General features: G+C 66.4%; 18 protein-coding genes. 8 read left to right on the top strand and 10 right to left on the bottom strand.

From position 1 onward, the window contains the following. Positions 1 to 201: 201 nt before the first annotated feature. The gene (locus tag J7548_RS14475; RefSeq protein WP_290975424.1) at positions 202 to 819 is read right to left on the bottom strand and encodes a response regulator transcription factor; all 618 of its coding nucleotides are present in this window, start codon (positions 817 to 819) and stop codon (positions 202 to 204) included. Positions 820 to 949: 130 nt separating this feature from the next. Between J7548_RS14475 and J7548_RS14470 the strand changes: the two genes are divergently transcribed. From J7548_RS14470 to phaP, 4 genes are all read left to right on the top strand, one after another. Then, a complete protein-coding gene (locus J7548_RS14470) occupies positions 950 to 2,725 on the top strand; it encodes an ATP-binding protein (RefSeq protein WP_290975422.1) in 1,776 nt (591 codons plus the stop codon). A 105-nt stretch (positions 2,726 to 2,830) separates the two neighbouring features. Beyond that, positions 2,831 to 3,043: a DUF3717 domain-containing protein gene (locus J7548_RS14465; RefSeq protein ID WP_290975420.1), complete on the top strand. Its 213-nt coding sequence runs from the start codon at positions 2,831 to 2,833 to the stop codon at positions 3,041 to 3,043. Positions 3,044 to 3,208: 165 nt separating this feature from the next. Further along, positions 3,209 to 4,435: a patatin-like phospholipase family protein gene (locus tag J7548_RS14460; RefSeq protein WP_290975418.1), complete on the top strand. Its 1,227-nt coding sequence runs from the start codon at positions 3,209 to 3,211 to the stop codon at positions 4,433 to 4,435. A gap of 252 nt (positions 4,436 to 4,687) precedes the next feature. Next, complete coding sequence (gene phaP / locus J7548_RS14455) at positions 4,688 to 5,257, top strand: TIGR01841 family phasin (RefSeq protein WP_290975416.1); 570 nt, start codon at positions 4,688 to 4,690, stop codon at positions 5,255 to 5,257. Between the two features lie 100 nt (positions 5,258 to 5,357). On the opposite strand, the gene J7548_RS14450 is transcribed toward phaP, so the two are convergent. Next, the gene (locus J7548_RS14450) at positions 5,358 to 6,965 is read right to left on the bottom strand and encodes an NAD(P)/FAD-dependent oxidoreductase (protein ID WP_290975414.1); all 1,608 of its coding nucleotides are present in this window, start codon (positions 6,963 to 6,965) and stop codon (positions 5,358 to 5,360) included. Between the two features lie 251 nt (positions 6,966 to 7,216). Between J7548_RS14450 and J7548_RS14445 the strand changes: the two genes are divergently transcribed. Then, complete coding sequence (locus J7548_RS14445; RefSeq protein WP_290975412.1) at positions 7,217 to 8,212, top strand: helix-turn-helix domain-containing GNAT family N-acetyltransferase; 996 nt, start codon at positions 7,217 to 7,219, stop codon at positions 8,210 to 8,212. On the opposite strand, the gene J7548_RS14440 is transcribed toward J7548_RS14445, so the two are convergent. Together J7548_RS14440 and mnmC are read right to left on the bottom strand one after the other, a co-directional pair. Next, entirely contained in the window at positions 8,185 to 9,393 is a 1,209-nt protein-coding gene (locus tag J7548_RS14440) for a low temperature requirement protein A (RefSeq protein WP_290975410.1), read from the bottom strand. The two genes, J7548_RS14445 and J7548_RS14440, sit on opposite strands and share 28 nt — an antisense overlap. 123 nt (positions 9,394 to 9,516) lie before the next feature. Then, complete coding sequence (mnmC, locus tag J7548_RS14435; protein ID WP_290975408.1) at positions 9,517 to 11,493, bottom strand: FAD-dependent 5-carboxymethylaminomethyl-2-thiouridine(34) oxidoreductase MnmC; 1,977 nt, start codon at positions 11,491 to 11,493, stop codon at positions 9,517 to 9,519. A gap of 141 nt (positions 11,494 to 11,634) precedes the next feature. Between mnmC and J7548_RS14430 the strand changes: the two genes are divergently transcribed. Continuing rightward, positions 11,635 to 12,339 (top strand): GntR family transcriptional regulator, encoded by a 705-nt coding sequence (locus J7548_RS14430; RefSeq protein ID WP_290975406.1) that lies wholly within the window; start codon positions 11,635 to 11,637, stop codon positions 12,337 to 12,339. A 73-nt stretch (positions 12,340 to 12,412) separates the two neighbouring features. After that, entirely contained in the window at positions 12,413 to 13,348 is a 936-nt protein-coding gene (locus J7548_RS14425) for an AEC family transporter (RefSeq protein WP_290975404.1), read from the top strand. 70 nt (positions 13,349 to 13,418) lie between these two features. Here the strand turns inward: J7548_RS14425 and J7548_RS14420 are convergent, their stop codons facing one another. The 6 genes from J7548_RS14420 to J7548_RS14395 all read right to left on the bottom strand — a co-directional run bounded on the left by J7548_RS14420 (position 13,419) and on the right by J7548_RS14395 (position 20,747). After that, complete coding sequence (locus J7548_RS14420; protein WP_290975402.1) at positions 13,419 to 16,259, bottom strand: EAL domain-containing protein; 2,841 nt, start codon at positions 16,257 to 16,259, stop codon at positions 13,419 to 13,421. Positions 16,260 to 16,414: 155 nt separating this feature from the next. Further along, positions 16,415 to 17,590 (bottom strand): GTP-binding protein, encoded by a 1,176-nt coding sequence (locus J7548_RS14415; protein ID WP_290975400.1) that lies wholly within the window; start codon positions 17,588 to 17,590, stop codon positions 16,415 to 16,417. A gap of 38 nt (positions 17,591 to 17,628) precedes the next feature. Then, positions 17,629 to 18,312, bottom strand: coding sequence for a GTP cyclohydrolase II (gene ribA / locus J7548_RS14410; protein ID WP_290975398.1), 684 nt, complete (start codon positions 18,310 to 18,312; stop codon positions 17,629 to 17,631). Between the two features lie 186 nt (positions 18,313 to 18,498). Next, a complete protein-coding gene (lipA, locus tag J7548_RS14405) occupies positions 18,499 to 19,482 on the bottom strand; it encodes a lipoyl synthase (RefSeq protein WP_290975396.1) in 984 nt (327 codons plus the stop codon). 34 nt (positions 19,483 to 19,516) lie between these two features. After that, entirely contained in the window at positions 19,517 to 20,242 is a 726-nt protein-coding gene (gene lipB, locus J7548_RS14400; protein WP_290975394.1) for a lipoyl(octanoyl) transferase LipB, read from the bottom strand. Between the two features lie 118 nt (positions 20,243 to 20,360). Next, a complete protein-coding gene (locus tag J7548_RS14395; RefSeq protein ID WP_290975392.1) occupies positions 20,361 to 20,747 on the bottom strand; it encodes a DUF2917 domain-containing protein in 387 nt (128 codons plus the stop codon). A gap of 185 nt (positions 20,748 to 20,932) precedes the next feature. On the opposite strand from J7548_RS14395, the gene gcvA reads away from it, so the two are divergent. Beyond that, entirely contained in the window at positions 20,933 to 21,853 is a 921-nt protein-coding gene (gcvA, locus tag J7548_RS14390; protein ID WP_290975390.1) for a transcriptional regulator GcvA, read from the top strand. Positions 21,854 to 21,950 lie beyond the last annotated feature (97 nt).

Genomic DNA, 21,950 nt, shown 5'->3' with positions numbered 1-21,950 from the left:
TACCAATGTGAGCATGCCGGCCGCGCAGGCAAGCGGCCGGCGGCGCATGGCGCATGGAAAAGGGACTCGATGTCGTACAGGCATGGCGCGAGGCCGAACAGGCTTTCGGCGAATGTTGGGAAGCGCCCATGCTAAGAGCGGGTCTTCTGCCAGTAAATACTACATATGCAGTATTTTGCGCGCGTTGCCGATACCGTACTATCAGGGCAACGCGCTGGAACGCAACACGTAGGCCGTCACTTCGGCGACATTGTGCAGGGACAGTTTCCCCATCAGATTCTGGCGATGCTTGCGCACCGTCAGCACGGAGAGATTGAGTTTATCGGCGATATCGCTGCTGGAATCGCCGCGCGCGATCAGCGCCAGGATCTGCTGCTCGCGCGCCGTGATCGGCGTTTCATCGGCGCTGGCCGGCAACGCCGACAGTTGCGCCAGGCCCTTGCTGAGATAGACGATGCCCGACAGCACCAGGGCGATCGCATACAGCAGCTCCTCGGCATTTTCGTGCTTGAGCACGTAGCCGTCGGCGCCGGCCTCGAATGCGGCCTTGACCGATGCCGCGCTGGGGCTGGCGGTGAGGATCAGCACCCGCGTGTTGCCGTGCGCGGCCTTGACCTTGCGGGTCAGCTCCACGCCGTGGCAGCCCGGCAGGTCGAGATCGAGCAGCAGCAGGTCGGCTTGGTGTTCGCGCACCAGGTGTTCGACTTCGTCGCCGTGGCCGGTATCGGCCACCACCTTCAGGTCGGGCCGGGTGGAAATCAGCAGTTTCAAGCCGTCACGAATAATCGCGTGGTCTTCCGCCAGCACGATAGTTTTCATTTTTTGTTCCATCCCCGATGCGTACAGGTTCTTGCCATCCCCTTCTGTGCGCCGATATTACAATAAACCGGATGGCTTGCCTGCTGGCAAATGGCCACGGCATCGCTGTTTCCAACATGGCGTAAGAATAATGACAACTCTGCTTCCGACTTCGGACCGCGCAGTCTACCTGGAACTGGTCAACACCCTGTACCGGCAGTCGCCGCCGATCTTCCTGGGCAACATCGCGGTGGCGGGCCTGACGGTCTTCCTGCTGTGGAACCAGGTGCCGCACCCGCTGCTGCTGGGCTGGGCAACGGTGATCTACCTGGTGACGGCGCTGCGCATCGCCATGGTCTGGCGCGACTTGCGCGGCGGCGCCCATCCGGCCTCGGCCACGCCGCGGCGCTGCTGGCGCTACGTGGCCTGGGCCGGCGTCTCGGGTTGCCTGTGGGGCGCGATGGGGCCGCTCTTCTTCGCGCCGGACAACACTATCGTCACCGTCTATACCTGCATCGTGCTGGCCGGCATGACCGGCGGCTCGGTCGCCTCGCTGTCGTCGTTCTGGCCGGCCTACTACGTCTACGCGCTGCCCACCGTGCTGCCGTTCGCGCTCCGTTCGTTCATCCACGGCACGCCGCTGTTCTCGGTGCTGGGGGTGCTGTCGCTGTTCCTGCTGGGGGTCAACCTGGCGTACAGCCGGGTGGTCCAGCGCACCGTGCGCGACGCCATCGCGCTGCGTTTCGAAAACACCGCGCTGATCCGCCAGTTGACCGAGGAAAAGGAACGCGCCGAACTGGCCAATCGCAGCAAGTCGCAGTTCCTGGCCGCCGCCAGCCACGACCTGCGCCAGCCCACCCATGCGCTGGGCCTGTATATCGCCGCCTTGCGCATGGCGGCGCAAGCCCCGCAGATCGAGCGCGCCGCCATCGAGACGCTGGCCGGGCGGCTGCAATCGGCGCTGCAGGGGATGTCGCAGCTGCTCAATGTGCTGCTGGACATTTCGCGCCTCGACGCCGGCGTGATCCAGGCCGAGCCGCGCCGCTTCCGCCTGCAGGAGCGCTTCGAAGCGCTGGAAAACCAGTTCGTCCAGGCCGCAGCCGCCAAGGGCCTGCGCCTGAAGGTGCGCCCGACCCGCGCCTGGCTCGACACCGATCCGGTGCTGCTGCAGAACATCCTGTCCAACCTCCTTTCCAACGCGGTGCGCTATACCGAGCGGGGCCGCATCCTGCTGGCTTGCCGGCGCCGCCGCGGCATGCTGGAAATCTGCGTGACGGACACCGGCATCGGCATCGCCGCCGACCATTTCGACCGCATCTTCCGCGAGTTCTACCAGGTCGAGAACATCGCGCGCGACCGCGAACAGGGCCTGGGGCTGGGCCTGGCGATCGTGCAGCGCACCGCCGACCTGATCGGCGCACGTATCGCGCTGCGTTCGGTGGTCGGCAAAGGCTCCAGCTTTTCGGTGAGCCTGCCATACCGGCATGAACCGGCTGCCGCCAACCCGGCCAGCGTGCCGGTCGCGCCGCACCGGCCTGGCGCCGGACAGCGCACGGTGCTGGTGGTCGACGACGACAAGCAGGTGCTCGACGGCATGTCCATGCTGCTGGCCAGTTGGGGCTATGCCGTCCTGGCCGCGCGCTCGCGCGAGCAGGCGGTGGCCGCGCTGGAAGGCGGCGTGCCGGAACTGGTGCTGACCGACTTCCGGCTGGCCGCGGACGTCACCGGCATCGACGTGGTGCGCGCCGTGTCGGCGGCGATGGGGGCGGCGGTGCCGGCCATCATCGTCACCGGCGATACCTCGCCGCAAGGCATCAATGCGTTGAACGCCAGCGGCTTTCCGGTACTGCACAAGCCGCTGGACCCGGCGGCGCTGCAGGCGGCCATCGCCGCCCGGCTGGATACGCCGCGGCCCGGGGCCGCCTGAAGCCCCCGCGCCCAACGAATCACCTGTGTTTTTAAACAGTAGTCCGGGCAACTGCGCTAGAATGTGGCGACGCGCCCCAGCCCGCCACTATCGACAAGACACGCCATGCTCACGCTCACCGACCTCGAACAAGCCATCAATTACTGGCGCCAGCAGCGTCCCGCCACCGGCGAGGAATGCGCGCTGTCGCCCGAGGTGAACGCCCTGGCCGACCTGTACGCGATGATGATCTACGACCACCGCCATGAGGTGGCGCTGGAAGAGATGGGCGTCCAGGCGCGCCAGCTGGTGGAATTCTGGCAAGGCACGCTGGCCTGAGGTGCGCCCGTTCCCCCCCCTTTTCTTCCACCGCATCATCTCCCTGTAAGCACGCCGCGCTATGCTAGGGCCTGCTGACCGTTCAGCAGGATGCCGGCCGCCACTCTCCACTGAACGTTTCCATTTTCGTCCGATCTTCCCTTGAGTCACCCGAAAGGAAGGAACATGCGCAAGATTCCCGAGCAAACGCCGGTTGCCGGCCGCCGCAAGACAGCCCCGGCCAGCCCGGCAACACACACCCGCCAAGATGCCGCCCCCGGCAGACCGCGGGTGGCGCTGGTGCTGCAGGGGGGCGGAGCGCTGGGCGCCTACCAGGCCGGGGTCTACCAGGCCTTGCACGAGAACAACCTGACGCCGGACTGGGTGGTCGGCACCTCGATCGGCGCCATCAATGCCGCCATCATCGCCGGCAACCCGCGCGAAACGCGCATCGCGCGCCTGCGTGAATTCTGGGAAACGGTGGCCCATCCCGACCTGTTCAACCTGCAGGATCTGCCCGACAACCTGCGCCTGCTGTCGACCCGGCTGACCACGCTGGACACCTTCGCGCGCGGCGTGCCCGGCTTCTTCCGCCCGCGCCCGTTCAACCCGTTTGCGCTGGGCCTGCCGGTGCCGCCCGAGGATGCCAGCTTCTACAGCACCGCCGAACTGCGCAAGACGCTGGAGCGGCTGGTCGACTTCGACTTCCTCAACCGCAAGGCCGGCATCCGCATGACCATCAGCGCGGTCAAGGTAACCTGCGGCACGCTGGTCAAGTTCGACTCCGCCGACAGCCGCATCGGCCCCGAGCACATCATGGCCAGCGGCGCGCTGCCGCCGGGTTTCGCGCCGGTGCGCATCGGCGGCGAACTGTACTGGGACGGCGGCCTGTATTCCAACACCCCGCTGGAGGCGGTCCTGAACGACGAGCCGCGCGTCAATACGCTGTGCATGATGGTCGACCTGTGGCACGCCGACGGCCCCGAGCCCAAGACGCTGGAAGAGGTGCAGACGCGCGAAAAGGACGTGACCTTCGCCTCGCGCTCGCAGCGCCATATCGATGCCTACCTCAAGCAATACCAGCTGCGCCGCGCCGCCCACGAACTCTACAAGCGCCTGCCGCCGGCCATGCTCACCGCCGCCGACCGCAAGATGACGGCCGAGCTGGGCGCCGACACCACCATCCACATCGTGCGCCTGCCCTATGCCGGGCGCGACTGGAACCTTCCCTCCAAGGACGTCAATTTCTCGCGCGGCTCACTGCTGTGGCGCTGGGAACAGGGCTACCAGGACGGCATGCGCGGCATCGAGATCAGTGCCGGCTGCCCGTTCGAGTCGTCGGAGGCGGGTATTGTGGTGCACGACATCCCGTCCGGCGAAACCCATGTAAAAGTGTCCGAACGTTCGTCTTGATCGGCCGCAAAGCCAAGCCTGGACTGGGCGTCGCATATTTTCGACGCTGTTACAATTTATTTTGTGCGACGCACAAAAAATACTTGACCTCCCCAAAGAAGTGCATAAAATAGGAATTGTTGCGGCGCACAAATCATGATTGTTGGTTGATTCTGGTCGAAAGCCGCTATGGAAGAAGGCCGTTTGTTATCCATCCCGGCTGTTCGTTTTAGTACACCAAGTTGTCATTGCCCCCTACCTCAGGAGATAAAAATGTTTTCGTACCAAGATCAATTTTCCGCCGCTACCAAATCCAACCTGCAAGCCCAGCTGGACCTGATCAACACCCTGACCGCCAAGGCTTTCGAAGGCGTGGAAAAGATCGTTGAACTGAACCTGTCGGCCGCCAAGGCTTCGCTGGAAGAGTCCGCTACCGCCGCCAAGCAACTGGCCTCGGCCAAGGACGCGCAAGAACTGCTGGCGCTGGCCGCTTCGCAAGCCCAGCCGGGCGCTGAAAAGGCTGCCGCCTACGGCCGCCACCTGGCCAGCATCGTGTCGGCTACCCAGGCTGAATTCACCAAGGCTGCCGAAGCCCAGGTCGCCGAAACCAGCCGCAAGGTCGGCGCCCTGATCGACGAAATCAGCAAGAACGCGCCCCCGGGTTCGGAACAGGCCATCTCGCTGCTGAAGGCGACCCTGTCCAACGCCAACGCCGGCTACGAGCAACTGACCAAGAGCACCAAGCAAGCCGTCGAAACGCTGGAAGCCAACCTGAGCAACGCCGCCAAGCAATTCACCGCCGCTGCTGAGAAGACCGTCGCTACCACCCGCGCCAAGAAGTAATTCGCAGGCAAGCGACTCGGCGACACGCTGAGGCAAACGACAAAGGCCGCTCCGGGAAACCGGAGCGGCCTTTTGTTTTGGCTGCGCGATGCGCGAGGCTTTATTGCTGGCCGATGATGTCCAGTGCCAGCGCCTCGGCCACGCGGATACCGTCGATGGCCGCCGACATGATGCCGCCGGCATACCCCGCGCCCTCGCCGGCCGGATACAGCCCCTTGGTGTTCAGGCTTTGCAGGGTGTGGTCGTCGCGCTTGATGCGGATCGGCGACGAGGTGCGGGTCTCGATGCCGGTCAGCACGGCGTCGTGCATGGAATAGCCACGGATCTGCTTGTCGAACGCCGGCAGCGCTTCACGGATGGCGTCGATGGCGTACTTGGGCAGCGACGGGTTGAGGTCGCCCCACTTCACGCCCGGCTTGTAGGACGGCTCCACGCTGCCCTGCGCGGTCGACGGCCGGTTGGCGATGAAGTCGCCCACCAGTTGCGCCGGCGCATCGTAGTTGCCGCCGCCCAGCTCATAGGCGCGGCTTTCCCATTCGCGCTGGAAGGCGATGCCGGCCAGCGGATGGCCGGGGTAGTCGGCCGGCGAGATGCCGACCACGATGCCGCTGTTGGCATTGCGCTCGTTGCGCGAATACTGGCTCATGCCGTTGGTGACCACCCGGCCCGGCTCGGAGGTCGCCGCCACCACGGTGCCGCCCGGGCACATGCAGAAGCTGTAGACCGAACGGCCGTTGGAGGCGTGGTGCACCAGCTTGTAGTCGGCCGCGCCCAGGATCGGGTGGCCGGCGCTGGGGCCGAAGCGGCATTTGTCGATCAGCGACTGCGGGTGCTCGGCGCGGAAGCCGATCGAGAACGGCTTGGCCTCGATGTAGACGCCGCGCTCGTACAGCATCTCGAAGGTATCGCGCGCGCTGTGGCCGATGGCCAGCACCACGTGGTCGGCTTCGATCTGCTCGCCGGAGGCCAGGGTCAGGCCGCGGATCTTGCCGTCTTCGATCAGCACATCCTCGACGCGCTGCTCGAAGCGGAATTCGCCGCCCAGCTTCTCGATCTTCTCGCGCATCAGCTGAATCATCTTCACCAGGCGGAAAGTGCCGATGTGCGGCTTGCTGACGTACATGATCTCGGGCGGCGCGTCGGCGGCGACGAATTCGGTCAGCACCTTGCGGCCGTAATGCTTGGGGTCCTTGACCTGGCTGTAGAGCTTGCCGTCGGAGAAGGTGCCGGCGCCGCCTTCGCCGAACTGCACGTTGGACTCGGGCTTGAGCTCGCGCTGGCGCCACAGGCCCCAGGTGTCCTTGGTGCGTTCGCGCACGGTCTTGCCGCGCTCCAGGATGATCGGGTTGAAGCCCATCTCGGCCAGCACCAGCGCGGCGAACAGGCCGCACGGGCCGAACCCGATCACCACCGGGCGCCGCTTCAGGCCGGCCGGGGCGCGGCCGACGAAGTGGTAGCCGGTGTCGGGGGTGGGGCCGACGTTGGTTTTCTTCTTGTTGCGTTCCAGGACCTTGGCCTCGTCCTTCACTTCCACGTCGATGGTGTAGGTGAGCGTGATGGCGGCTTTCTTGCGCGCGTCGTAGCTGCGGCGGAACAGGGTGAACGAGACCAGCTCGTCGGCGGCGATGCCGAGGCGTTCCAGGATGGCGGCGTTCAGGTCGTCTTCCGTGTGATCCAGCGGAAGGAATAATTCATTGATGCGCAGCATGTGCGGGACTTTCGGTAAGCAGGGTACGGGCGCGGCCCGGACGATGCCGCCCTCTTCCTTCGCAAGCCTGCAAACGGGACGGGGCGCTGGCGGACGGAAAAACCCGACGGGCTGCGCGAAAGCCGCCATTTTACTCCAGCCGGGCGGGTTGCAGGCGGCAGGCGCGCGCAGCCGGACACCGGAAACAAGTTGCGTAACGCAATCATCCCGGGTTAAATTGGTTGCATATCGCAACCAATCAAGGAGCCACCATGGACTTTGCAGGACTGGAGATCCCCCCGCGCGAGCAAACCATTCGCCAGCTACGCGAACTCTCGCGCAAGCTGGTGCGCGAACTGGGCTTCATGCGCAGCACCCTGGCCGGCAGCGACCTGGCCCCCTCGGCCGTGCACGCGATCATCGAGATCGGGCTGGCGCCCGGCATCCAGGCGCGCGACCTGGGCGAGATCCTGTCGCTGGACAAGTCCAACACCAGCCGCCAGGTGGCGCGGCTGGAAGCGCTCGGCCTGCTGCGGCGCGAAGCGGTGGATGGCGACGGCCGCGCTTATGGCCTGTTCCTCACCGAAGCCGGACAGGCGCTACGCAAGAAGATCGACAAGTTCGCCACCGACCAGGTCTCGGCCGCCCTCACCCGCTTGGTGCCGGAAGACCAGCAAGGGCTGATCCGCTCACTGGCCCTGTATTCGCAAGCGCTGGCGCAGGACAATCCCAACTTGGCCGCCGCCAGTACACCGGCAGCAGCCGGCGACGCCATCGGCCAGGGCTATGTGCCCGGCTGCATCGGCGACATCGCCAGCCTGCATGCGCGCTATTACGCCCAGGCGGCGGGTTTCGGCGTGTTCTTCGAGCACAAGGTCGGCAGCGAGCTGGGCGCCTTCGCGCAAGGATTGCCGGCGCCCGGCAAGGAACTCTGGCTGTATGCGGAAAACGGCCGGGCGCTGGCCTCGATCGCGATCGACGGCGATCCGGCCTCGGGCGTGGCCCACCTGCGCTGGTTCATCGTCGACGACAGCTTGCGCGGCAGCGGTATCGGCCGCGCGCTGCTGGAACGTGCCATGGCGTTTGTCGATGCGCACGGGTTCGAGACTTACTTGTGGACCTTCCAGGGCTTGCACGCGGCGCGCCACCTGTACGAGGCGGCCGGCTTCACGCTGGCCGAGGAATCGCCCGGCGAGCAATGGGGCAGCCGGGTGGTGGAGCAGCGCTTTGTGCGGCCGTCTCAGAAATCGGCGGCGTGCTCGTCCTGATACGCCCGCCGCACCGCCCGCCGCGCACAGCCTTCCCAACCGGCGACGACGGCCAGCACGACGGTAGTCAGGCCGCTCACCATCAGCAGGTCGGTGAAGAAAGCCAACGGCGCCAGGATTGCCAGCAGCGCCAGGCCGGCGATATGCGATAGCGGGAAGCGGCGGTAGACCACCAGCTTGTAGATGCCGTTGCCCAGCACATAGATGGCCGGCCCCAGGATCAGCACCGCCGCGTGCAGGAGGTCGATGCGCCGATCGGGATGGGCGATCACCAGCTCGTTGGCCACCGCCGACAGGATCACGCCGGCCACGATGGCCACGTGCACGTAATGGAAGTAAGCGCCGATGCGGCCGGGGTCGTCGGAATCCACGATGGCTTCGCTGCCGTCCTTGCTGCTGGTATCGAAATACATCCACCACATCGCCACCGCGCCCACGAAGGTGACGAGGAAGGCGACCAGCACCGGGGTTTCCCACTCGTGGGCATGGGCCAGCGTGGCGCCGGTCATCAGCAGGGTTTCGCCCAGGGCGACGATGACGAACAGCTGGCAGCGCTCGGCCAGGTGGCCGCCTTCGATGGTCCAGTCGCCGGTGCGCGAGCGGCCCAGGCCGGGCAGGTAGAAGCCGATCATCGGCGAGATGTATTCGCACGCCACGGCGGCGATCCACAAACCCAGCCGGTATTGCGGCAACAAGCCGCCTGCAATCCACAGCACCGCCGAGATCGACAGCCAGCCCAGCATGCGCCGGAAGTTGGCGGCCAGCGCATGGCCACGGCCAAGGCTATTGAGCACGTACACGGTGCGGCCGACCTGGATCAGGGCGTAGGTGACGGCAAACACCAGGCCGCGCTTGCCGAAGGCCTCCGGCAACGCCGCCGCCATCAGCAGGCCGACCAGCATGATGGCGAACAGCAGGCTGCGGATCGGCAGTGCTTCCGGATCGAACCAGTTGGTCACCCAGGCCGTGTATTGCCACGCCAGCCAGACGGCGAACCACAGCACCAGGGTCTGGATCGCGCCTTCGAGGGTGAGCTTTTCCAGCAGGCTGTGCGAGAGCTGGGTGACGGCGAAGACGTAGATCAGGTCGAAGAAAAGTTCGACGAAGGACACCCGTGCTTCATGGCCATCGCGCACGCGCAGCAGCGAGGGTTGACGAGGTTGGTGATGCTGTTGGTTCATGGCGCGGTTCCAGGTTCTGTTTTTTACATCCTCGCACGCGCCTCCCTGCGCCAACAATATCGGCGACCGGGCCTTGCCGGATTTTTCCCGCATGATGCGGCAAATTGGCAACGCGCCAGCCGGTCAGTCGTCGCCGGCAACCGCTTCGGCGCCGCCTTTCAGGACGAAGCGGGCCGGATCGAGCACCGCCAGCAAGTCGCGCGGCAGCGGCAAGGGTTCGCGCTCCAGCATCGCCGCCAGCAGCTCGGCCATGACCGGCGCCCAGATCAGCCCGCGCGAGGCGTAGCCCAGCAAACCATACAGGCCGGCGTGGCGCGGCACGGCTTCCAGCCGGGTGGGCGCGGCGGCGGCATCGACGTCGGGCAAGGCGCCCACCAGCGGCAGGCGGTCGGGCGCGATGCAGCGGAAGCCGACGCGGCCCGGCAGATTGGCCGCTTGCGCATCCGGCATGGCGTAGCGTTGATCGATTCCCGGCAGCATATTGCGCAGGCGCTGCAGGTTGTCGGCGTGGCTGCCGGCGCGCAGGGCGGTGTCGCCGTCGCGGTCGTAGCTGGCGCCCATACATACGCTCCCGGCATAGGGCCGGGTCAGGTAGCCGTCGCCGCACAAGGCCACCGGCAGCTCGGGAAACCCTGCCGCCGGCAGGTGCGTGACCTGGCCGCGCACCGCGTTCAGCGGCAGCGATGCGCTCTGCGCCAGCGTGCGCGCCTGGGCGCCGGCGGCGAGGATCACCACCGGCGCCTGCGCGATGACTTGCCCGGCCTGATCCAGCGCCTGCCAGAGCTCGCCGTCGCGGCGCAGGGCCGCCACTTGCCGGCCGAAATGGGTGGCGAGCGCCCCGCCCTGTCGCGCCGCGGCAAGGAAGCGGCGGCAGACCGACGGCGGATTGAGCCAGCCGGCCTGCGCAAAGAAATAGCCGCCGCCCATGACCGGCATGCCCAGCAGCGCGCGCGCCTGTTCCGCGTCCATCCAGCGCGCGTATTCGGGCGGGTAGTTCCAGTCTTGCGCGCCCTGTTCGAAAGACAGCGCCTGCTTGGCGTCGCGGCCGAACTGCAGGATGCCGCAGCGCTCACCGGCGATGGCGGCGTCCGCCTCCGTGCCGATGCCGCCCAGCCGTTCCCAATGGCGCCCGGCGAACAGGAAGGCGGCCCGCGTCAGGCGCGCCAGCGGGCTGTCGTCGCGCGCTAGCGCCGGCATGAACAATCCGCCAAGGTTGCCGGAAGCCTGAGTGGCCGGCCCGTCGCCGGCGTCCGCCAGGTCGATGCGCCAGCCGCGCGCGGCCAGGCGTTCGGCGATGGCGCAACCAGCCAGGCCGGCGCCGATCACCAGCGCGTGGCGCGCATGTTCGGGTTGGCGAAGCAGCGGCGTATCGGCAGCGGCCACATGCGCCGGCGGCCGCTTCCATGTCGGGGCGTAATGCAGGGCCAGCGCGCCTTGCAACGGCGCGCCGGAAAATCCGACCTGGCGCATGGCGGCCATGGTGGCGGCGCTCGCCTCGCCATCGAAGACCAGCGCATGGGCGCCGGTCCAGGCCAGGCGCGCCAGGCGCTTGCAGGCGTGCGGGTTCCAGTCCGAGGCGGCGGCGTCGAATTGCTGCTGGCGCGCATGCAGGTAGAACAGGTCGCATGGCGCTTCCAGGCGCGCCAGTTCCTCATCGAGCGGGCCGAATACCAGCGTCAGCGTGACTCGGCCCTCGTCCAGCAGCAGCCGGTGCGTGCCCGGCAGCAGCGGCGGCCACGCCGCGCGCAGCCGGTCGGCATAAGCCGCCAGTTCCGGCCAGCCGGCGTGCAGCGCCGGCAATTGCTCGGCGCGGCAGGGATGGGGCTGGATCGCTACATAATGCAGACGTTGCGGCAGACGCTGCGCCCCGCCCTGCGCGTGCAATTGGTCGAAGCGCCGCCAGCTGGCGAGGAAGGCCAGCCCGGCGCCGAAATGCAAATCCAGGATCGCCGGCGCATGCTGCGTTTGCAGGCAAGCATCCAGCCCGGCTTGCGGCGCGGCCAGCAGTTGCGCCATGCGGCCGGCGTCGCCGCTGTAGGGATCGGCGCGCCAGGCGGCAAGCAACTCTGCGGAGGCGGGAATGACAGGACGGGCAGGCATGGGTTTGGATTGTACGGCTATGCGAAGGCCGCCATTCTACGCCCTCCCCCAGGCGCCCGCCCTTGCGGCTTGACAAGGTTGCGGCGCCCCCATAATCTGCATACAGAACACGAAACCATCTTCTTTGCAGGCAACCAGCCCATGTACAAAATCGACGCCCCGGCGCAACTGATCGAGCAGGTCTACGACGCCATCCTGGATGCCATCTGTTCCGGCACCCTGGCGCCCAACGAGAAAATCACCCAGGAAGGCCTGGCCGAACAACTGGGCGTATCGCGCCAGCCCATCCTGCAGGCGTTCCAGCTGCTCAAGCGCCAGGGCTTCATCGAGGACGCCGGGCGCAAGGGCGTGATGGTGACGGCGCTCGATCCGGTGAAGCTGATGCAGCTCTACCAGGTGCGTTCGGTGCTGGACGGCCTGGCCGCGCGCGAGGCCGCCGAGCGCTGGAAGCGCAACGGCGACGAGCGCGCCGCCGGCGAACGCGAGGGCCGCGCCCTGATCGCCGCCGGCCGCGCGGCCTCGGACACGGGCGACCTGTCGGCGCGCATCGTGGCCGACATGAATTTCCACCAGTTCATCTACCGCAGTTGCGGCAACCCGATGGTGGGCGAAACCACCGCCATCCACTGGCACCACATCCGCCGCGCCATGGGCGCCATCCTCTCTTCCGACGTGCGCTCGCACCTGGCCGTGTGGGATGAGCACGAGGCCATCCTGCAAGCCGTCATCGACGGCCGCGCGGCGGTGGCCGACAAGCTGGCGCGCCAGCATGCCGAAGGCGCGGCCGAACATCTGGCGCGGGTGCTGACCAGCGCGGAGTACGCCGCCAAGAGAAAGCAGGCCTGACCCCGTCCCCGGCGGCGCGCCTCCGCTCCCCCATCCGACAAACTTCCCCGGCGCAGCATGGCTGCGCGCCGCCATGCTCGCCATCTTCAACATCGTCTTCCCGGTCTTCGCGCTGATCTTCCTCGGCTGGATCTGCCGCAAGCGCAATGTCCTCTCGGCCGGCGCCGCCAGCGAACTGAACCGCTTCGTGATCTACCTGGGCCTGCCGGCGCTACTGTTCGACTCGATGTCGCGGCTCACGCCGGCCGACTTCGCCAACGTGCGCTTCATCGGCGTGTTCGCCGCCGGCATCGCCATCGTCTTCCTGCTGACCGCCTGGATACGCGTGCGCCAGAAGGCCGCGGCGGCCGATGTGATCATCGACAGCCTGGGCACTTCCTACGCCAATGTCGGCTTCATCGGCATCCCTTTGTGCTACCTGGCCTTCGGCCGCGACGGCCTGCCGCCTTCCGTGATCGCCATGGTGCTGACCGCCTGCCTGCTGTTCGCGGTCGCCATCGTGCTGCTGGAAAGCTGCCTGCACGCCGGCGCCAGCCTGGGCAAGACGGTTTCCAAGGTGGGCCGGTCGCTGGCGCGCAACCCGATCATGATCGCGCCGGTCGCGGGCATCGCGGTGGCGCTGTCGGGCCTGCCCGTTCCCGCTGGCGTACAGCAGCTGTTCAAGATCCTGGGCGGCGCGGCCAGCCCTTGCGCGCTGGTGTCGCTGGGCCTGTTCCTGGCGCAGCCGGTGCAGCGCGGCGAAGGCGCTTCGGTGCCTTTGCTGGTGGCCTTCAAGCTGCTGCTGCAGCCGGCCGTGACCGCGCTGCTGGCGTACTGGGTGTTCCCGCTGCCGCGGGTATGGGCCGACAGCGCGGTGCTGCTGGCGGCCATGCCGATCGGCACCGGCCCGTTCATGCTGGCCGAGCTGTACCGGCGCGAGGTCGCCGGCATGTCGCGCGCGATCCTGGTTTCCACCACCTTGTCGCTGCCGACCATCGCCCTGGTCCTGGCCTGGATCGGCCGCCATTGAACCGTCTTGCCAAAGCAAAAGGCCGGTGAGGCATGTGCCCACCGGCCTTTTGCTTTATCTGGCGTGGCCGTCAGGCCATCGTCCGTTCCTGCTTCAGGATCTGTTCGAATTTCTCGGCCGGCACCGGCGGGCTGAACAGGTAGCCCTGGATCTCGTCGCAACCGTAATGGCGCAGGTAGTCCAGCTGCTCGTCGGTTTCCACGCCTTCGGCGATCACGCGCAGCTTCAGGTGGCGCGCCAGCGAAATGATGGAGGCGGTGATGGCGGCATCGTCGGCGTCGATGGTGATGTCGCGCACGAAGGAGCGGTCGATCTTGAGCGCATCGATGGGGAAGCGCTTGAGGTAGGCCAGCGAGGAATAGCCGGTGCCGAAGTCGTCGATCGACAGGCGCACGCCCAGTTCCTTGAGGCCGTTCAGGATGCCGATGGCGTGCTCGACGTCGGTCATCATCAGGCTTTCGGTCAGTTCCAGCTCCAGCGAGGCCGGCGGCAGGCCGGTATCGGCCAGCACGTCGGCGATCGAGGTCACCAGGTCCTTCTGCAGGAATTGCCCCACCGACAGGTTGACCGACACGCTGATATCGCCATACCCGTCGAGCTGCCAGCGGCGGCACTGGACGCAGGCCGTGCGCAGCACCCAGGCGCCGATCGGCAGGATCAGCCCGGTCTCTTCGGCCAGGCCGATGAAGCGCGCCGGCGAGACCATGCCCAGTTGCGGATGCTGCCAGCGGATCAGCGCCTCGCTGCCGACCACGCGCCCGCTGGCGAGATCGACCTTGGGCTGGTAATGCAGCAGGAATTCGTGGTGGTCCAGCGCGCTGCGCAGGTCGGCCTCGATGCGCAGGCGTTCCAGCGCCTGTTCGTTCATGGCCGGCGTATAGAACTGGAAATTGTTGCGCCCGGTCTGCTTGCCGCGGTACATGGCGATGTCGGCATGCTTGATCAGGGTCTCGCCGTCGGTGCCGTCGCCCGGATAGCAGGCCACGCCGATGCTGCAGGTCATGAACAGCGTATGGCCGCCCAGCGAGATGGGCGCGGCCACCGCGTCCATGATGCGCTGCAGGCTGCGGGTGTCGAGGGTGAGCTCGTCCTGCTCGGGCAGGATCATGATGAACTCGTCGCCGCCCAGGCGCGCCACGCTGTCGGCCTCGCGCACCGCCGCGCGCAGGCGCCCGGCCACGGTGCGCAGCAGGGTGTCGCCGGCCTTGTGGCCCAGCGTGTCGTTGACGAACTTGAAGCGGTCGAGGTCGACGAACACCAGCCACAGCGCCTGCTTCTGCCGCTCGGCGTTGCCGATGGCCTGGTCCAGGTGGTAGCGCAGCATGTGGCGGTTGATCAGGCCGGTGAGCGTGTCGCGGCTGGCCTGGAATTCCAGTTCGGCCTCGTAGCGCTTCATCGAGGTGATGTCGTAGAGCGCCGCCACGAAGTGCGTCACGGCGCCGTTGTCGTCCTTCACCGGGGCGATGTAGAAGTCGTTCCACAGCTCCGAGCCGTCCTTGTGGTAGTTGCGCAGCACCACGTTGTGCTCGCGCTTCTCGCGCATGGCGATCCACACGGTTTCGAAGCCTTCGGGATCGCTGTCGCGCCCTTCCAGGAAACGGATGTTGCGGCCCACGGCTTCAGCCGGGCTGTAGCCGGTGATGCGGCCGAACGCCGGGTTGACGTATTCGATCGGGTAATCCGGCTCCTGGGCGGAGAGGATGATGATGGCGTTGGCGCTGGATTCGATGGCTTGCTGGCGCAGCTGCAAGCCGCGCTCGGCCAGGCGGCGCGCCCGGATATCGTCGGACAGCAGCGCATTGGTGTGGCGCAGCTCGGCGGTCTTTTCCTCGACCAGGCGCTGCACGCGGTTCGAACGCAGCGCCAGCGCGCGCAGGTAGGCGGCCCCCAGCAGGGAGCAGACGATGCCGGCCAGCAGGATCAGCAGCGAGCCGTAATGGTCGGAAAACACCGAGCGCGGGGGAATGCTGATTTCCACGTGCCAGGTCTGGCCGGCGATGTCGAAGCTGGCCATGGTGCCGGACGGCTGGTGGAACAGCGCCCCCAGCGCCGCCATATGGAGCGGCTGATAGCCGGTTTCCAGCGCGCGGCCATGGTGGTACACCAAGCTGGTCTCATCGGCCTTGGGGCCGACGAAGACGCGCACGCCGATCTCGTCGTCAGCCAGCAAGCCGGCGCTATCCAGGATCTTGCGCACCAACTCGGTCACCTGCAGCACGGCGGTGGTGTCGCCTATCATGACGGCGCGCCGCTCCTCGATATTGTCCGGCTGGACGCCGCCGCGGTAGACCGGCTGCAACACCAGCAGGCCGCGTTCGCCGGGCGCCAGCTGAACCAGGCGGATCGGCAGCGTCGATGCCGGACGGCCGCTGGCCAGCGCCGTTTCCAATGCCTGCCTGAAGGCCTGGTTGCCGGACATGTCCAGGCCCAGCGCGGACTGGTTGCCGCTGACCGGCTCGATGTAATCGACCACCAGGTAGAACGGGCGCTGGGGCGCCCGCTCCTGCTTGCCGTCGGCCAGGACGGTGATCTGGAAATCGGGGGTCAGGCCCTGGCGCAGGGCTTCGAACACCGGCCGGTCGTCGTCGGCGACGAAGCGGTGGACCGCGAAGGCGCGCACATAGGGGTAGTGCTCCAGCAGCGGCTGGGTGAAATCGCGGAACTGCTCGCGGGTGGGATCGCCGACGGTGGCGTAGAAATGGTTGATGACCGACAACACCTGCACGGCCTCTTCCAGCCCGCGCTGGACGGTAAAGGTGCGCAAAGCCGCCCGGCGCTGGAAATCCAGGCTGGCGGCATCCTCTTCCAGGTGGCTGGTGGCGACGAACACCAGCGTGGTTGCGCACAACCCCACCAGCAACGTAAGCGATGCCGATAACGTTGCCCCCAACTTGTCGATCACACGCCGCATAACTGAACCGTTATTGATAACGGTACCGATGATAATCCGCTCCTGATGAAATTATCAGAAATACCAGATTTTATTTTTATTGCCGCTAGAAAACATCCTGGACGACGGCTGCCCGGTCGTTGCCTGGCCCGCGCCCATGGCCGATTCCTTCCGGATCAGTAACTGTAAGGGGAAGACTGTTGTTGTTTCTCGCGCTGTTCCTGCTCGATCGCCTGCGCCTGCATGAAGGCGTCGAAAGAGCGCTCGATGGTGGCGCGCTCGATGTCGCGGGTGATGAAGACGATGCGGCTGCGGCGGTCGCCGGATGGCCATTCGGGCAACGTCACGGTCGGGTGGAAGATGTGCTGCACGCCGTGAATCACGGTCGGCCGGTCTTCCCCCTTGAGGTTGAGGATGCCCTTGATGCGCAGGATGTTGGGGCCCTTGAAGCCGACCAGCAGGCTCAGCCATTCGTCGAACAGCGCCGGGTCGATCGGCTCGTCGAACGTGAAGCAGAAGGCGCGGATGTGGTCGTCGTGGCGGTTCACGTCGTGCGCGTGATCGTGGTGCGCATGGTGGTCATGGTCGTGGCCGTGGTGGTGGCCGTGCCCATGGTCATGGTGGTGATGATGGCCGTCATGCTCGTGCTTGTCGGCAAACGCCTCCTCGTTGAGCCAGCGCGCCACGTCGGGCGCTTTCTCTCCCGGCTTGAACAAACCCGCGTCCAGCAATTCGGCCGGCGCGATCTTGCCGTGCTGCGGCAGCAGTTGCCGGGCGCCGGGGTTGAGCACGCCCAGGCGGGCGCGCAATTGCGCCAGTTGGGCGGCATCGGCCAGGTCGCTCTTGGTCAGCAGCAGGCGGTCGGCCACCGCGGCCTGCTGCACCGCTTCGACGTGGTTGTCCAGCGTGCTCATGCCGTTGACCGCATCGACCGTGACGATCACGCCGTCCAGCCGGTAGCGCTGCGCGATGAAGGGATCGGTCATCAGCGTGTGCAGGATCGGCACCGGCGAGGCCAGCCCGGTGGTTTCGATCACCACGCGGTTGAACTTGCGCTTGCCCCCTTCGGCGAAGCGCCAGGTGATGTCCTTGAGTGTTTTCTTTAAGTCGCCGCGGATGGTGCAGCACAGGCAGCCGCTGCTCATCTCGACCACGGTGTCTTCCTGGCTGTGCGCCACCAGCAGGTGGTCCAGGCCGATCTCGCCGAACTCGTTGATGATGACCAGCGTGTCCTTCATCTCGGGCTGGGCGATCAGGTAGTTGAGCAGCGTGGTCTTGCCGCTGCCGAGAAAACCGGTCAGCAGCGAGACGGGGATCGGGGCATCGCCGGAAGTGGATGTGGATTGGCTCATGGCGGCGGGATTGATGCGTGGAGGTTTATTCGCTGGGCTTACTCGTTGTCGTGCGCATCCGGCGGCAGCTTGCCGGCCGGCTCCGCGCCCTTGCCCACGCCCGGCAGCAGATGACCCAGCTTGCGGGCCTTGGTGCCGAGGTAGCCGATGTTGAACGGGTTATGGTTGGCGATCAGCGGGATGCGTTCGGCCACCGGGATGCCGTTGTCTTCCAGCGCCTTCACCTTGCGCGGATTGTTGGTCATCAGGCGCAGGCTGGTGATCCGCAGGTGCGCCAGCATCGGCAGCACGATGGTGTAGCGGCGCATGTCGGCCGGGAAGCCCAGGCGCTCGTTGGCCTCGACCGTGTCGGCGCCCTGGTCTTGCAGGTGGTAGGCGCGGATCTTGTTGAGCAAGCCGATGCCGCGGCCTTCCTGGCGCAGGTAGAACAGCACGCCGCGGCCTTCCTTGGCGATCTTCTTCAGCGCCGCTTCCAACTGCGCGCCGCAATCGCAGCGCTGCGAGAACAGCCCGTCGCCGGTCAGGCATTCGGAATGCACGCGGCCCAGCACCGGCTCGCCGTTGCCGACATCGCCCAGCGTCAACGCCAGGTGTTCCTTGCCGGAAACCTCATCGTAGAAAGCATGCAGCTCGAACGTGGCCCATGGCATGGGCAGCTTGCACGAGCTGACGAATTCGAGTTTTTCTTCCGGCGCGGCGCCGGGCTGGATCGGTGACGACATGACAACCTGCTTTCAATACGGATGCGGTGAACCGCATATCTTACCTTGCGGCTGGGTTTATTTCAGAACCTGCAAATGATGACGATCATGCGCTTTGCAAGCCGCCCCGGCCCCGGCAAGACCTGCCAAAAACGACTCAGCCCCGCCATGGGCGGGGCTGAGCGGGCGATTCAGGCGGAAACTGGATTACACCAATCCATGCGCCTGCTGGTCGGCATGGTAGCTGGAACGCACCATGGCGCCCACGGCGGCGTGCACGAAGCCCATCTTGTAGGCCTCTTCCTCGTACATCTTGAAGGTATCGGGGTGCACGTAGCGGCGCACCGGCAGGTGGTCGCCGCTGGGCATCAGGTACTGGCCGATGGTCAGCATGTCGACGTTGTGGGCGCGCATGTCGCGCATGACCTGCAGCACTTCCTCGTCAGTCTCGCCCAGGCCGACCATGATGCCGGACTTGGTCGGGACTTCCGGATGCAGGTCCTTGAAGCGCTTCAACAGGCCCAGCGAATATTCGTAGTCGGAACCGGGGCGCGCTTCCTTGTACAGGCGCGGGGCGGTTTCCAGGTTGTGGTTCATCACGTCCGGCGGAGCCATCTTGAGGATTTCCAGCGCGCGGTCCATGCGGCCACGGAAGTCCGGGGTCAGGATCTCGATGCGGGTCTCGGGCGACAGCTCGCGCACGCGGCGGATGCATTCGGCGAAGTGGGCGGCGCCGCCGTCGCGCAGGTCGTCGCGGTCGACACTGGTGATCACCACGTACGACAGCTTCAGCTGGGCGATGGTCTTGGCCAGGTTTTCCGGCTCATTGGGGTCGAGCGGATCGGGACGGCCGTGGCCGACGTCGCAGAACGGGCAGCGGCGGGTGCACTTGTCGCCCATGATCATGAAGGTGGCGGTGCCCTTGCCGAAGCATTCGCCGATGTTGGGGCAGGAGGCTTCCTCGCACACGGTCACCAGGTTGTTGGCGCGCAGGATATCCTTGATCTCGTAGAAGCGCGTGGTCGGCGAACCGGCCTTGACGCGGATCCAGTCCGGCTTCTTCAGCTTTTCGCCGGCGACGATCTTGATCGGGATCCAGGCGGTCTTGCCGGCGCCCTTTTGCTTGTCGAGCGGGTTGGCGCGTCCGGCGTTGCTGGAGGAGTCTGCTGCTGGCGTGGTGTCGGTAGTCATGGTGTGTCGGTATTTCCGGCGCTCGGCATATGCCTCAGCGCCCGTCTATGCCCGTGAAGCGGGCGATCAGTTTCTCGGCAAGCAGCGCCTGGACATCGGCCAGGCGGGCTTGGGCGGCGCCCAGGGTCTTCATGTCGACCGTGGCCAGGCCTTCGTAGCCGCAGGGATTGATCCAGGAAAACGGCGTCAGGTCCATGTCGACGTTGAGCGATACCCCATGGTAGGTGCAGCCGTTGCCGCGGATTTTCAAACCCAGCGCGGCCACCTTGGCGCCCTGCCATGGCCCGTCGGCCGCATAGATGCCCGGCGCGCCCTGCTTGCGTTCGCCGGCCAGATTATACGCCGCCAGCGTATCGATCACCGCCTGCTCGATGTTGTGCACGAACTCGCGTGCGAACAGGCGGGCGCCGGTACGGTGGCGGCGCAGGTCCATCAGCAGGTAGATCACCACCTGGCCGGGGCCGTGGAAAGTGACCTCGCCTCCGCGGTCGGTCTGCACCACCGGGATATCGTGGGGATTCAATACGTGGGAGCGGTCGGCGCCCAGGCCCAGCGTGTAGACCGGCGGGTGTTCGACGATCCAGAGCTGGTCGGGCGTCTCGGCGGTACGCGCGTCGGTATAGGCGCGCATGGCGGCGAAACTGGCCTCGTAGGGTTCGACGCCGCGCCGCACGATCTGCGGCAGGCCGGAGCCGGCCAGGATCACGGGCGAAGCGATGGTTGCCTGCTGCGCGCCGGCGGTTTGTGTTGCTGTCTGCATGGCCGCCAGTTTAGCGAACTTCGCCGCAGCCCGTTGGCGTGGCAGGGGTTTTGGCGGCAAATGTTATTCCATGGGAAACATTTATCGCCGCAAGCTGTTGGGAAAAGGCGACCTCGGCTCAGAACCAGCGGATCAAGCCGCGCGGCAACAGGCGGCTGACGCGCACCGTCCCCTGGCCATCCGCCCCGCAGGAAGCGACCGTTGCCGGTTCCCTGCGGGCGAACCAGCCGGAAACGGCGCGGGCGATGCGCGCCAGCGGGCCGGGCAGCGGCAGGATGTCGAACTCGGCGCAGCCCTTGACGGCCTCGAACACCGCCAGCCCATGGCCGTAGAAGTCGAAATCGCGGCCGGGGCTGAGCCAGACGTCGGCCCCGCCCTCCTCCACCGTCAGCCACACCTGCCCGCAGCGCACTCGCACGCGCACCGGATGATGCAGCCGCACGGCGTGGGTCTGGCCGGCTTCGAGGCTTAACGGCGCCTGTTCGTTTGCGAATGAAATTTGCATGGCGATCTCCTGTCTGGTTTCACCGGACAAACCCGGGGCCAGGCCGCGGTCCCTTGATGGGAGCAGCTTCTCAGGTTTTTTCCGGCGCTTCCGTTGAATTGGATTTCATTGTAGGAAGCCCCTCGCCCAAAGCAAAACGATATATATTCGGTGTTATTGCTAACAAAATTCACAAGGGACAGGACATGGCCGACTTGCGGAAGCTGCCCAACCTGGCGGCGTTGCGCGCCTTCGATGCCGCCGCGCGCTACGAGTGCTTTTCGCGCGCGGCCGAGGAAATCCACGTCACGCCCGGCGCCGTCAGCCACCAGGTGCGCGCGCTGGAAGAGGAGCTCGGCCTGCAACTGTTCATCCGCCACGGCAAGCGCATCTCGGTCACCGAAACCGGTCAGCGCTTCGCCGCCACCATCCGCAAGTCGCTGTCCGAGATCGCACTGGCGGCCGAACACCTGCGCAGCCTGAACCGCCAGCAGCGGCTGGTGATCTCCAGCACGCCCTCGTTCGCCTCGCGCTGGCTGGCGCCGCGCCTGTGGAAGTTCATCGACAGCCATCCCGGGATCGAAGTGGTGCTGCAGTCGGGCAGCCACTTGTCCGACCTGCGCCTGGACGGCGTCGACGTCGGCCTGCGCTACGGCCGCGGCAACTACAGCGGGGTGGTCTCTGAAAAACTGAGCGACGATTACTACTATCCAGTAGCCGCCCCCTCTTACCGCGGCAAACGCGGCAAGAAGCCCGCCAAACCGGCCGACCTCGCGCAATGCACGCTGCTGCGCATGGACCAGCGCGAGTCATGGCTGCCCTGGCTGCAAGCGGCCGGGCTGGACTTGCCGGAACCCACCGGCGGACTGGTCATCGAGGATTCCTCGCTGACCCTGCGCGCGGCCGCCGACGGCAGCGGCGTGGCGCTGAGCCGGCACCTGATCGCCTCGCAGGAAATCGCCGCCGGCGAGGTGGTGCGGCTGTTCGACGTGGCCCTGAAGGCCGATGAAGCGTATTACTTCGTACACCTGCCCGAGGGCTTGGAGAAGCCGGCCGTGGCCGAATTCAAGAAGTGGATCTTCAAGGAAATGCAGCTGTTCCGCGAAAATAGCGGTTGGCCGGGCTGACGGGTCAGCTCTTGCATGCCTTGGAGCGGATGGCCCCATGCGTTTCCATCAGCCGCCGCGTCGTCGAGCCGGGGCAAGCGCGCTTGTGCCGGCATCA

It is taken from the genome of Herbaspirillum sp. (assembly GCF_017744395.1).
Taxonomy (GTDB): Bacteria; Pseudomonadota; Gammaproteobacteria; order Burkholderiales; family Burkholderiaceae_D; genus Herbaspirillum.
The sequence above is the reverse complement of the archived record's forward strand: the minus strand, read 5'-3'. Positions and strand labels throughout refer to the sequence as shown.

Coding starts and splice junctions, on each gene's coding strand:
- J7548_RS14475 (WP_290975424.1), bottom strand. CDS start 819: ATGAAAACTATCGTGCTGGCGGAAGACCACGCGATTATTCGTGACGGC.
- J7548_RS14470 (WP_290975422.1), top strand. CDS start 950: ATGACAACTCTGCTTCCGACTTCGGACCGCGCAGTCTACCTGGAACTG.
- J7548_RS14465 (WP_290975420.1), top strand. CDS start 2,831: ATGCTCACGCTCACCGACCTCGAACAAGCCATCAATTACTGGCGCCAG.
- J7548_RS14460 (WP_290975418.1), top strand. CDS start 3,209: ATGCGCAAGATTCCCGAGCAAACGCCGGTTGCCGGCCGCCGCAAGACA.
- phaP (WP_290975416.1), top strand. CDS start 4,688: ATGTTTTCGTACCAAGATCAATTTTCCGCCGCTACCAAATCCAACCTG.
- J7548_RS14450 (WP_290975414.1), bottom strand. CDS start 6,965: ATGCTGCGCATCAATGAATTATTCCTTCCGCTGGATCACACGGAAGAC.
- J7548_RS14445 (WP_290975412.1), top strand. CDS start 7,217: ATGGACTTTGCAGGACTGGAGATCCCCCCGCGCGAGCAAACCATTCGC.
- J7548_RS14440 (WP_290975410.1), bottom strand. CDS start 9,393: ATGAACCAACAGCATCACCAACCTCGTCAACCCTCGCTGCTGCGCGTG.
- mnmC (WP_290975408.1), bottom strand. CDS start 11,493: ATGCCTGCCCGTCCTGTCATTCCCGCCTCCGCAGAGTTGCTTGCCGCC.
- J7548_RS14430 (WP_290975406.1), top strand. CDS start 11,635: ATGTACAAAATCGACGCCCCGGCGCAACTGATCGAGCAGGTCTACGAC.
- J7548_RS14425 (WP_290975404.1), top strand. CDS start 12,413: ATGCTCGCCATCTTCAACATCGTCTTCCCGGTCTTCGCGCTGATCTTC.
- J7548_RS14420 (WP_290975402.1), bottom strand. CDS start 16,259: ATGCGGCGTGTGATCGACAAGTTGGGGGCAACGTTATCGGCATCGCTT.
- J7548_RS14415 (WP_290975400.1), bottom strand. CDS start 17,590: ATGAGCCAATCCACATCCACTTCCGGCGATGCCCCGATCCCCGTCTCG.
- ribA (WP_290975398.1), bottom strand. CDS start 18,312: ATGTCGTCACCGATCCAGCCCGGCGCCGCGCCGGAAGAAAAACTCGAA.
- lipA (WP_290975396.1), bottom strand. CDS start 19,482: ATGACTACCGACACCACGCCAGCAGCAGACTCCTCCAGCAACGCCGGA.
- lipB (WP_290975394.1), bottom strand. CDS start 20,242: ATGCAGACAGCAACACAAACCGCCGGCGCGCAGCAGGCAACCATCGCT.
- J7548_RS14395 (WP_290975392.1), bottom strand. CDS start 20,747: ATGCAAATTTCATTCGCAAACGAACAGGCGCCGTTAAGCCTCGAAGCC.
- gcvA (WP_290975390.1), top strand. CDS start 20,933: ATGGCCGACTTGCGGAAGCTGCCCAACCTGGCGGCGTTGCGCGCCTTC.